Source organism: Wenzhouxiangella sp. YN1 (genome assembly GCF_056324145.1).
Genome location: NZ_JBJNIO010000114.1, coordinates 1 through 1,187 on the forward strand (window position 1 = coordinate 1; position 1,187 = coordinate 1,187).

The window sequence follows — 1,187 nt, forward strand, 5'->3', positions numbered from 1 at the left end:
ATGTCCAAGGCAAAGTTTGAACGCACCAAGCCGCACGTCAACGTGGGCACGATCGGTCACGTTGACCACGGCAAGACGACGCTGACGGCGGCACTGACGAAGGTGAGCGCTGAAGCGCGTGGTGGTGAGGCTCGCGCCTACGACCAGATCGACAACGCGCCGGAAGAGCGCGAGCGCGGTATCACGATTGCCTCGGCTCATGTCGAATACGAGTCGGACAACCGTCACTATGCCCACGTGGACTGCCCGGGTCACGCCGACTACGTGAAGAACATGATCACTGGTGCGGCGCAGATGGACGGTGCCATTCTTGTGGTTTCCGCTGCTGACGGCCCGATGCCGCAGACGCGCGAGCACATTCTTCTGGCTCGTCAGGTGGGTGTGCCGGCGATTCTTGTTTACATGAACAAGGCCGACATGGTTGACGACGCCGAGCTGCTCGAGCTGGTGGAGATGGAAATTCGCGAGCTGCTCAGCGACTATGATTTTCCGGGCGACGACACGCCGGTGATTACCGGTTCGGCTCTGAAGGCGCTGGAAGGCGACGACAGTGATATTGGTGTGCCCTCGATTCTCAAGCTGATCGAGGCGATGGACGAATACATTGCCGAGCCCGAGCGCGATCTGGACAAGGATTTCCTGATGCCGATCGAGGACGTGTTCTCGATTTCGGGTCGCGGTACGGTGGTGACCGGTCGCGTCGAGCGCGGCGTGGTTCACGTTGGCGACGACATCGAGATTGTGGGTGTTCACGACACCACCAAGACGACCTGCACGGGCGTCGAGATGTTCCGCAAGCTGCTTGACCAGGGTCAGGCCGGTGACAACGTGGGCGTGCTGCTGCGCGGCACCAAGCGTGAGGACGTCGAGCGTGGTCAGGTTCTGGCCAAGCCCGGCTCGATCACGCCGCACACCACGTTCGAAGCCGAGGTGTATGTGCTGAGCAAGGACGAAGGCGGTCGCCACACCCCGTTTTTCCAGGGTTATCGTCCGCAGTTCTACCTGCGCACCACCGACGTGACCGGTGACTGCCAGCTGCCGGAAGGCACCGAGATGGTGATGCCCGGCGACAACGTGCAGATGACCGTCAAGCTGATCGCGCCGATCGCCATGGAAGAGGGTCTGCGCTTCGCCATTCGCGAAGGCGGCCGTACCGTGGGTGCCGGCGTGGTGTCGAAAATCATCGA

The 1,187-nt window shown here is 61.7% G+C and carries 1 protein-coding gene; it reads left to right on the forward strand.

All coding sequences use genetic code 11. The annotated features are described in order from the left end of the window. Positions 1 to 1,187, forward strand: a 1,187-nt coding sequence (tuf, locus tag ACEWQZ_RS02770; protein WP_476481547.1) for an elongation factor Tu, incomplete at its 3' end; no start/stop codon positions are given.